Consider the following 10,574-nt stretch of genomic DNA (forward strand, 5'->3'; position numbering starts at 1 on the left):
AGGCAAAGCCGAGAACAATTCAAAATTGAATAATTCATAATAGCAGGCGTAACCGAGAACAATTCAAAATTGAACAATTCAAAATCGCAGGCAAAGCCGAGAACAATTCAAAATTCCTAATTCCTAACTCCTAATTCTCTTCGTGTTCCTTCGTGACGTATCTCTGCCAGTAGGCAATGATGAGTGTGGTCAAGGGGAGGGCGATGATGAGACCGATGAAGCCCAGCAGCGCGCCCCACACAGACAGCGAGAGCAGCAGAATGGCAGGGTTCAGCCCCATAGCCTTGCCCATAATCTTTGGCGTTACTATCATGTCGGTGATTATCTGCACCACACAGAAGAGTCCGACAGCCAATCCGAACACCACCCAGAAGTTCTGTCCGGTGTCAGCCGCTTTAAGCATGGCAAGGAAAGCGGTAGGAATTATGGCGAAGGTGTGCAGATAAGGCACCAGATCCATTACTCCGATGAGTATGCCCAGACCTATTGCCATAGGGAAGTCCATTATGCTGAAGCCTATGCAGAACATCACGCCCATGCAAAGCGCTACCAGACACTGGCCTCGGATGTAGTTGTTGAGTTCGCGCTCGACGTCGCCCGCCAGTTCATGCCAGAAAGGTCGGTTCTTCTTGGGGAATATCTTTATCCAATTGGAGGTGAGATATTCGTAGTCGAGCAGAATGAAGAACATATATAATAAGGTGATGCACGATGCCACAATGCTCAGCACTATGTTGGCAGTCTGACCTATCACGGCAAACACCTTTGGCATGCTGGTGCGTATGGCATCCTTGAAATCGTTGCTCTTGAAGAATCGTTCCACCTGTTCCTGGTTCTCCTCAATCCAGTTTTTCACAAGCGTCGTAAGGTCATTGGTGTGTGTTGTCTGGTGGAGCCAGTGCATCAGAAACTCGTAAAGCTTCTGAAACTGCCCTATCATGGGCGGAATGATGAAGTAAATCATCAGTCCCACCACGCCCAGCACTACAGCCATGGCTATGAGTATAGCCAGTGCGCGCACCTTGACATGCATGCGATACTGTATGAACTTCACCATCGGGTACATAAGATAGGCGAAAAGCCACGCTATGAAGAACGGCAGCAGCACGCTACTCAGATAGTTGGTCACGGCAAACACAGCCACTGTGATGAGCGAAATGGCCGTCCAACGTATGAATTTGTCAAATGTGATTTTCTGTTCCAACATATATAAAATGCGATTTCAATGGGTACAAAATTACGAATACGTTTTAAAAATTGCAAAGAAAGGGCTTCTTTTTTTGCCATTCTTGATTAATATAGCTATATTTGTCGCCAATATGGGGATATTGTATATAGTGCCCACTCCGGTGGGAAACATGGAGGACATGACAATGCGTGCCATCCGTATATTGAGAGAGGCCGATCTTGTGCTTGCCGAAGACACTCGCACATCGGGCATTCTGCTCAAGCATTTCGACATACAGAACCGTCTGATGTCGCACCATAAGTTTAACGAGCACGGCACAAGCGCCGCCATCGTCGAACGGTTGAAGGCTGGCGAGACGATAGCTCTAATCAGCGACGCCGGCACTCCAGGCATCAGCGACCCGGGATTCTTTCTCGCACGCGAGGCTGCCAAGGCTGGAATAACGGTGCAATGTCTGCCAGGTGCTACGGCATTTGTGCCAGCCATTGTCAGTTCCGGACTGCCTTGCGACCGCTTCTGCTTTGAAGGTTTCCTGCCACAGAAGAAGGGACGCCAGACGCTTCTCGACGCTTTGCGCACCGAGACGCGCACTATGATATTCTACGAGTCGCCCTACCGGCTGGTGAAGACATTGGAGCAGTTTGCCGAAGTATTCGGCGACGAACGCCAGGCAAGCGTCTGCCGCGAGATATCCAAGTTGCACGAGGAGAGTGTACGCGGTTCGCTCAAGGAGATAATAGCCCACTTCCACCAGACAGAGCCGCGTGGCGAGATAGTGATAGTGGTGGCTGGATGCGGCGAAGGCGAAATGTCGGCACTCAAGGCATTGAAGGCTCAGGCCAAGGAGAAGAAGCCGCGACTGAGCAACAAGGAGCGTTACGCCATGCGCGAAGCCGCCCCCGAAGAATTCAAGAAGAAGAAATTCCGAGAAGAAGAATAACAATCGGTAACATACTGAATAATAACCAAACCCTGACAAATATGAAAAAGTTTAAGTTTTTATTATTTGCATTGGCAGTAGTTGCCTTCGCATCGTGTGGCAACAGTGACAAAAAACAATCGGTAGAGGGCACTGTACAGAGCGACTCACTGCAACGCGTGATAACTCAGAAGGACAATGAAATCAACGATATGATGGAAACCTTCAACCAAATACAGGAAGGTTTGCGCGAGATTGACGAAGCCCAGAACCGTGTGAGCATCGTGAAGAACGGCGAAGGAGCCGACAAGCGCCGTCAGATTGTAGAGAACATACAGTTCATCTCCAATACAATGAAGCAGAACCGTGCCCTCATCGAGAAGCTGCGACAGCAGATGCGCGAGTCGAGCGTTAAGGGCGACCAGCTACGCAAGACCATTGAGGACCTCGTAAAGCAGATTGACGAGAAGGACAACCAGCTCAAGCAGCTGCGTGCCGAACTCGATGCCAAGGACATACACATTGCCGAACTCGACCAGACTGTCAACACTCTCAACGACAACGTGTCGAGCCTCAAGACAGAATCGTCGCAGAAGAGCGAGACTATCAACGCTCAGGACAAGCAACTCAACACCGCATGGTTTGTATTCGGAACCAAGAAGGAGCTGAAGGAACAGCACATCCTCGAAGGATCAAAGGTGCTTGAGTCGAACTTCAACAAGCACTACTTCACCAAGATCGACATCCGCGTCGATAAGGAGATCAAGCTCTACTCTAAGTCCGCCAAGATTCTCACCATGCACCCGTCAAGCTCGTACACCCTACTGCAGGATGCCAACAAGCAGTACGTGCTTCGCATCAACAACCCACAGATATTCTGGTCAACCAGCAAATATCTCGTCATACTCGTGAAGTAGCATTAGGTATAACATTATAAATTAAAGCCCAATAAGCATATACCCAGGGCGTTGCCCTAAATATGCTTATTGGGCTTATTTCACAATAAATTATCTACAACAAATCAAAATGGATACAGAACAACTATCGCTAACAAAGAAAACCCTTGTCGGCGTGCAGTTCCTCTTCGTGGCATTCGGTGCCACGGTGCTGGTGCCGCTGCTCATCGGTATCAATCCCGCTACGGCGCTCTTCACAGCCGGATTGGGTACATTCATCTTCCACTTCGTAACCGGCGGCAAGGTGCCCATCTTCCTTGGCTCGTCGTTTGCATTCATTGCCCCTATCATTGCAGCCACACAGCAGTGGGGATTGCCCGGCACTCTCGCCGGACTTACAGCCGTATCGCTCGTCTACTTCGTAGTGAGTGCATTGGTGAAGTGGCAGGGCAAGCGTCTGCTCGACCGCATTTTCCCACCCGTAGTGATCGGTCCGGTCATCATTCTCATAGGCCTCTCGCTCTCGGGCAGTGCCGTCAACATGGCAAAGACCAACTGGATGCTCGCCTTCGCGTCGCTCATCACCGCCATTGCTATACTGACATTCTGCCGCGGACTGATGAAGCTCGTACCTATTATAAGTGGCGTCATCGTGGGCTACGTAATCGCCATCTGCATTGGCGAGGTCGATTTCTCGGGCGTAGCATCGGCATCGTGGCTGGCTATACCGGTACAGTTCGACACTATCACCCACTTCGAGTGGGCACCATTCCTCTACATGATTCCCGTAGCCATAGCCCCAGTGCTTGAGCACATCGGCGACGTATACGTAGTAAGCGCAGTAGCCAAGAAGGATTTCGTTGAGAATCCCGGCATACATCGCACCATGCTCGGTGACGGATGCGCCTGCCTTGCCTCGGCATTGCTCGGCGGTCCTCCTGAGACTACTTACTCTGAGGTGACCGGAGCCATGTCTATCACCAAGGTTACATCGCCTGCCGTAATACGCATTTCGGCTGCCACAGCCATCTGCTTCTCTATCATCGGCAAGCTCAGCGCATTGCTGCAGTCAATCCCACAGGCAGTACTCGGTGGCATAATGCTGCTTCTATTCGGTACCATCGCCAGCGTTGGCATACAGAACCTCATGCAGCACAAGGTCGACATGAACGACACCCGCAACGTCATCATCATCTCCGTAATGCTCACCATGGGTCTCGGCGGCGCAGTGCTCTCATCAGGTTCGTTCGCAATCTCAGGCATCGGACTCGCCGCCGTCATCGGCGTAGTGCTCAATCTGGTATTGCCGAAGACCAAACAAGAAGAAAAGGAATAAGCCCAATCCACAATTCCTCCACATAGTGAGGTAAGTAATATACACACATTAAAACAAAAGCGGAGGTCACAGCCTCCGCTTTTTTATTCACCCAACACAAATACAAACCCTCAACAGGAGCGAAGCTCCACACCATCTCACCATAACAACGGGGGCAAAGCCCCCTGTTTTCCCACACAGCGAAAAAAGTAATATATTTTTCGCAAAAATGTTTGTTCGTTTCGTAAACATTCGCTATATTTGCTATCGAAAAGTTCAAGGCAATGTACTTTGTCTTGCACTTTGACTATGAAGACTTAACGCAGACTAAAGAAACGTAAGACAAAACGTGATTTAACTAACGTGACACAATAAAACTATATTAACTAAAACGCAAAATAATAAACTTGACAAATAAAAGACGATTGCCTATGATACGATTTATAGCACTCATCTTCTTGGCGCTCGGAATGCAGACTGCCTCCGCCCAAGAAAACGACAAGGAAGTTTGCATTGAATTTAGGGTAGGATCAAGTGTTCTTGACCCAAATTTCGGCAACAACGCTTCTAATCTGAACGACGTGATTAAGTTTCTTAACGAAATAAGAAACGACAACTCCATTGAACTTACCAAGGTGACGTTCTGTGGCTCTGCTTCGCCCGAAGGCGACAAGGCTCGCAACATCAAGCTTGCACAAAACCGTTGTGCCAGCATGGAGCGGTATGTGCGTCAGCGCATCAACCTGCCCGACAACATCATCAACCGTCAGGAATGGTCGGACGCATGGCAGAAACTCGCCATTTATGTCGAAAACTCGGACATGCCCAACAAGAAAGAGGTGCTGCACGAGCTGCTCGAAACCCCCGAATACACCTATAATAAATATGGTGCACTCGTCGACAGCCGCAAGAAGCGACTCATGGACATGAACTACGGACGCACATGGAACTATATGCTCGACAAGTTCTTCCCTTCTGTACGCAACGCCAGCGCCATCCTCGTCACCATACGCAACAAGAAGGAAGTGGCTGCTGCTCCTGTGGTTGAGACTCCGGTGGTTGAACAACCAGCACCCGTAGCCGAGACTCCTGCCCAGCCCGAACCTATCGTGGACTCAAAGAGTTCAGCATACTTCGCACTCAAGACCAACATGCTCTACGACGCACTCCTCGTGCCTAACATCGGCGTTGAGTTCTCGCTTGGCAACCGCTGGAGCATAGCTGCCGACTGGATGTACGGATGGTGGAGTCGCAACAAGAGCCATCGCTACTGGCGCATTTACGGTGGCGGTATCAGCCTTCGCAAGTATTTCGGAGCCATGGCTGCCGAGAAACCGTTGCAGGGTCACCACATCGGCATCAACGCACAGATGCTCACCTACGACTTCGAGTTTGGTGGCACAGGATATATGGGTGGCGAGCCTGGCGGCACACTGTGGGATCGTATGAACTACACCATCGGTGCTGAATACGGCTACTCTCTGCCTATAGCACGCCGACTGAACATCGACTTCAGCATCGCTGCAGGATATATGGGCGGACGCTACTACGAATACATCCCGCTCGACGGCCACTACGTATGGCAAGCCACAAAGAACCGCCACTGGGTAGGCCCTACTAAGGTTGAGGTATCGCTCGTTTGGCTTCTTGGACATGGCAACTACAACACGAAAACGAAGAAAGGAGGCGAGAAATGATTAACTGCAAGAAATCAGCCAAGTTAATACTCGGCACACTATGCGCTATGGCACTCGCCATGCCGACACTCACATCGTGCGAGCACAAGGACCTGTGCTTCGACCACGACGTTCATGCACCTAAGTTCGACTTCCGCGTCACAGCTACATACCAGCAGGAATGGGAACTTAACGAAAATCAGAAGGTATGGGCTTCGGAAGCTGAATGGCCCGAAAAATACGGTATGGCATACGACGACCTCCGACCGAAGGTTCCTGCCGGACTCCGTATGCACGTGTTCAGCGAGACGGGAGTCAGCGACATGATCAACATGCCGGCACAAGGCGAAATCGTAGGTTTGCAGCCTGGCAACCACCAGTTGCTGTTCTACAACAACGATACTGAGTATATCCTCTTCGACGACATGTACTCGTTCGCTTCGGCAAAGGCTACTACACGTACACGTACACGCTCTACGTATATGGGCAATCCGTTCAAGGCAAACAATGCCAAGGGCGAACCTACAGTGACAATGCCCGATATGCTCTATGGCAACTACAACGAGAAGTATACATCGGAACGTACCAATGAGACTCCGGAGATGAAGGTCACGATGCACCCTATGGTGTTCAAGTATCTCGTAAGATACGAGTTCAGCAAGGGTCTGGAGTATGTAGGTCTGGTACGAGGTGCCCTCTCGGGCATGGCTTCAGCAGTATACATGCACAGCGGCCGCACCTCGTCAGAGGCAGCAACACTACTCTACGACTGCTCACTCACACCGTGGGGAGCACAGGCGATAGTTACATCGTTCGGAGTACCCGACTGGCCCAACGCTCTCTATCAGCCCACACGTGGACAGCGCAGCTATGCCCTGAACCTTGAGGTACGACTCAAGAACGGAAAAATCAAAAACTTCGACTTCGACGTGACTAAGCAGGTTGAGGCCCAACCTCAGGGTGGTGTCATCGTAGTGAAGGGTCTTGAAATCACCGATAAGGAAGGATGGGAAGGCGGTTCTGGCTTCGACGTAAACGTTGACGGTTGGGGCGAATTTAAAGATATCATCATTCCGCTGAAATAACCAGACAAGGCAATACAAAAAACAACGGCTAACATTTTAAGCAAATTATATTACTACATTTATTTTATTTATCATCAACACAAAATTAAAAAACTATGAAAAAATTATTAGTTATGGGTTTGGCAGCTATGGGCTTGGCGCTCACAGCTTGCAACAGCGACGAGACAGTAGAAGTGGCTAAGGGTAATGCTATCGGCTTCAAGACATTCGTTAACAACTCAACACGTGCAGCTAATGACGTAACTACCGACAACCTCGATGCTTTCAAGGTATGGGGTTTGATGAACAAGGGCGATCAGACAGGTACACCGTTCGTTGCTAAGGATGTGACAAAGGCAAATGGCGCATGGTCATACGCACCACCGGTTTATTGGGAGAAGGGCTATTCTTATAGCTTCGTAGCACTCGCTCCGAATAATACCTACACATTCACAGCTCCTACAGCAATCAACAATTGGGGTTCGCTTACATTTGAGAATGGTACTGGTGAGACTGACCTTATCTATGCTACACACAAACAGGCTACAGTAACAGGCGATGGATGCCCAGCACCCGTTAACTTGACTTTCAACCACATGCTTTCACGCGTTCGCTTCCAGTTTGAGAACGGAATGGCTGACGGTTCTGTACTCACAGTTTCGGATGTTAAAATTAGTGATGCCTACACTTCAGGTACAGCTACTCTCGCAGAACAGCTTGCTGACATCAGTTGGAATCCTGGCCAGGCAACTGGCACACTTGAATTCGGTAATGCAGCTGAAATGGAGAAGGATGCCAAGGAAAAAACAGCTCACAAGTACATGATTCCTGCCATTAAGGCTTACAATGTAACATTCACTGTTACACGCGAGCACAATGGTGTTGTAGACACTTACAATCACAATGTAACTCTGCCTGAAACAACAATGACACAGGGCTTGAGCTATCAGTTCGTAGCTAAATTCACAGCAGAGAACATCGATCCTACAGGAGAACTTTGCCCAATCCAGTTCACAGCTACAGTTAATCCTTGGGGAGATTGGACAAACAACGTTACAATCATGCAGTAATCAACTAACACACTACAGGGTGTAAGGGGTTGAATGTTCCCCTTACACTCACTAATATTATTAATCACAAAAACGAACAAAGATGAAAGGAAAAATGAATATACACAAATTGACAGCCAGCATCGCTGCTGTGCTCCTGTCAGCGTCGCTCTTTTCATGCAGCAGCGACGACTTCTTCGGCAAGCCCGAAAGCGGATCTACTAACGGTATCAGCTTCGGCGTGTCAACAGAAAACAGTGCCGCTACACGCGCCAACAAAACAGACGACGGACTCACCGTAGCTCGCTACACCCTGCGCTCCGACAACTCGGCCGACACTCTCTGCGTGCGTGCCGTTGTGACCGACGGCATCGGCAACGACAATGCAGGCAGACCTGCTACACGTGCAGCTATGCAGACAAGCATGTACAATGAGTTTAAGGTTGTGGCACAGTACAAGAAAGCAGACGGAAGCATCAACTCGCAGTTGTATATGAACGAAACTGCTACAAAAAAATCTGGCTCGCTTTGGAGTCCCAACTCTACATACTACTGGCCAGAAAAGGGACAGTTGCGCTTCTTCGCATGGGCACCAACCGATGCTACTCTCGATGAGAGTCCTATCTATCCGCAAGAGAATGTCACAATGACTACCCTCAAGTACACTGCTTCTACCGATCTCACCAAGCAGCGCGACCTTGTAGCGGCAGCCACAGACAAATTCAGCAACAACAGTACAACATGCGCTCCTGTAAACCTGCAGTTCAAGCACATCTGCACCGCTGTAATCATCAAGACTGGTGAAACAATGGCAGAAGGCACTATCAAGAGCGTAAAAATAACCAAAGTACGCAACTCTGGTACATACGACATGGCGACAGCTGCATGGGATCTTAACGAAACCACAGCCGACTATACAGTTTCGCCAGACTTAGCAACCACAGGCACCACAGACGACGGCACAAAGCTCAATGCCGAGGACGCTACATTCATGCTCCTGCCCCAGACTTTAGGCGCAGACAGCAAGCTCGAAGTCGTTTTCCATGACAACATCTCAGGCAACGACCGTACTCTGAGCGCTTCACTCAGCGGAGCCAAATGGCCAATGGGCAAGACCGTGACTTATCGACTCTCTATCACTCCTGAGTATGAGCTGAAGTTTACAAGCACTCCTGATATAGTAGATGCTCACTATGATATCATCCCTATAAAAGTAAATACAAAATACGTAAAGGGAAATTGGACTATAAAGTCTAATCAGTCTTGGGTGACAATTAAGTCAGCCTTGACCACATATGAGAAAAGCGGCTACTGGCTAAAAGCAACTGGTGATTATGCTGATTATTGTGGTTCCGAGAAAGTACCCGTAGAACGTCAGCAGACATTGGATAAGACGGGTAACGGAGAGACAACACTATATCTGTTCGTAGAGGAAAACAACTCAACAAAAGACCGTACCGTGACACTTACCTTAAGCATAAACGGAGTAGATTTTGCAACTGCAGACATTGTTCAGAAATGTCCAAATTGGAAAGGTGATATAGGTTGGGAAGTACTTGAAGATACCGAAACATTCCCCTTCGGATTTAAATGGGACAGAAAAGTAACATATCAGAAAAAAGGATTCGGTTTTTTATCTGGTCCAATTGAAGAATGGTGGATGAAACAAAACTTCAAAAAACAGCCAAAAGGTTTTTGGGAATGGGTGAAATCAATATTTGCTCCAGAAACAGTACCTTACGTAACCGTTAATTATAGTAACGGCACAGTAACATTCACTGTTGATTACTCAAAAATGGCTGAAATATCAGCAATATCTACTGATGATGGTTTGGAGAACACATGGAATCTGTATACTCATGTAGGAGGCACATCTTTTGAGGGAGAGAAATTCATTGCAGGTAGAGGCTATACTGTCACCTCGCAAAGTGGTTCGAATGAAATTCCCAAGGTGTTTGCAGCCTTGTATGCAATCAAACTGAATGCTTTTGATATACATAAAGGTGGAGAAGGAAACCAAACCACTTATGCTATCACACCTGAGAAAACAGACATCAACTGGTATCTACCGGCAAGCAATCAGTTCTCTGGAGATGTAGGATTGAATGGTAAGCACTGGTCATCAACTGGTATACAGGACAATTCGAATGCTTATACATGGGATGGCACACCACAACAAACACCACGAATGGAACTTCATAAAGTGCGTGCTGTGCGCAAGAGATAAAAAGTTGGATATAGGCAAATAGAATTCAGATATAAAAAATCCAACACAGAAACGCACAAGACTAAGATCTTATCGTATTACACGTTTTAATAGTTATCAAGGGGGTGTGTCAAAATTCACACCCTCTTTTAAAATATCACAAAGCCCGAACTTTCACAAGCTCGGGCTTTGCTATTCCATAATTTTTTTGTACCTTTATGGAAAGAAATTTCTAATATGTCAAAGGTACAATTTATTCC

8 protein-coding genes are annotated in these 10,574 nt (G+C 48.2%); 7 read left to right on the plus strand and 1 reads right to left on the minus strand.

The genetic code is table 11. The features are described 5' to 3' along the window. Window positions 1-130: 130 nt before the first annotated feature. Window positions 131-1,207, minus strand: a complete 1,077-nt coding sequence (locus I6E38_RS03865; protein WP_235392773.1) for an AI-2E family transporter — start codon at window positions 1,205-1,207, stop codon at window positions 131-133. A 112-nt stretch (window positions 1,208-1,319) separates the two neighbouring features. Between I6E38_RS03865 and rsmI the strand changes: the two genes are divergently transcribed. The 7 genes from rsmI to I6E38_RS03900 all read left to right on the plus strand — a co-directional run bounded on the left by rsmI (window position 1,320) and on the right by I6E38_RS03900 (window position 10,335). Continuing rightward, entirely contained in the window at window positions 1,320-2,129 is an 810-nt protein-coding gene (gene rsmI / locus I6E38_RS03870; RefSeq protein ID WP_235392774.1) for a 16S rRNA (cytidine(1402)-2'-O)-methyltransferase, read from the plus strand. A 41-nt stretch (window positions 2,130-2,170) separates the two neighbouring features. After that, the gene (locus I6E38_RS03875) at window positions 2,171-3,025 is read left to right on the plus strand and encodes a Cbp1 family collagen-binding glycoprotein adhesin (RefSeq protein ID WP_235392775.1); all 855 of its coding nucleotides are present in this window, start codon (window positions 2,171-2,173) and stop codon (window positions 3,023-3,025) included. 109 nt (window positions 3,026-3,134) lie between these two features. Beyond that, window positions 3,135-4,340, plus strand: a complete 1,206-nt coding sequence (locus I6E38_RS03880) for a uracil-xanthine permease family protein (RefSeq protein WP_235392776.1) — start codon at window positions 3,135-3,137, stop codon at window positions 4,338-4,340. Window positions 4,341-4,750: 410 nt separating this feature from the next. Then, entirely contained in the window at window positions 4,751-6,016 is a 1,266-nt protein-coding gene (locus tag I6E38_RS03885) for a DUF3575 domain-containing protein (protein ID WP_235392777.1), read from the plus strand. Then, complete coding sequence (locus I6E38_RS03890) at window positions 6,013-7,080, plus strand: DUF5119 domain-containing protein (RefSeq protein ID WP_235392778.1); 1,068 nt, start codon at window positions 6,013-6,015, stop codon at window positions 7,078-7,080. The genes I6E38_RS03885 and I6E38_RS03890 overlap by 4 nt, the downstream gene beginning before the upstream one ends. Window positions 7,081-7,175: 95 nt before the next feature. Then, window positions 7,176-8,129: a fimbrillin family protein gene (locus I6E38_RS03895; RefSeq protein WP_235392779.1), complete on the plus strand. Its 954-nt coding sequence runs from the start codon at window positions 7,176-7,178 to the stop codon at window positions 8,127-8,129. Window positions 8,130-8,223: 94 nt separating this feature from the next. Continuing rightward, complete coding sequence (locus I6E38_RS03900; protein ID WP_235392780.1) at window positions 8,224-10,335, plus strand: fimbrillin family protein; 2,112 nt, start codon at window positions 8,224-8,226, stop codon at window positions 10,333-10,335. Window positions 10,336-10,574 lie beyond the last annotated feature (239 nt).

This window comes from Leyella stercorea, assembly GCF_021531355.1.
In the GTDB taxonomy this organism is placed as follows: domain Bacteria; phylum Bacteroidota; class Bacteroidia; order Bacteroidales; family Bacteroidaceae; genus Prevotella.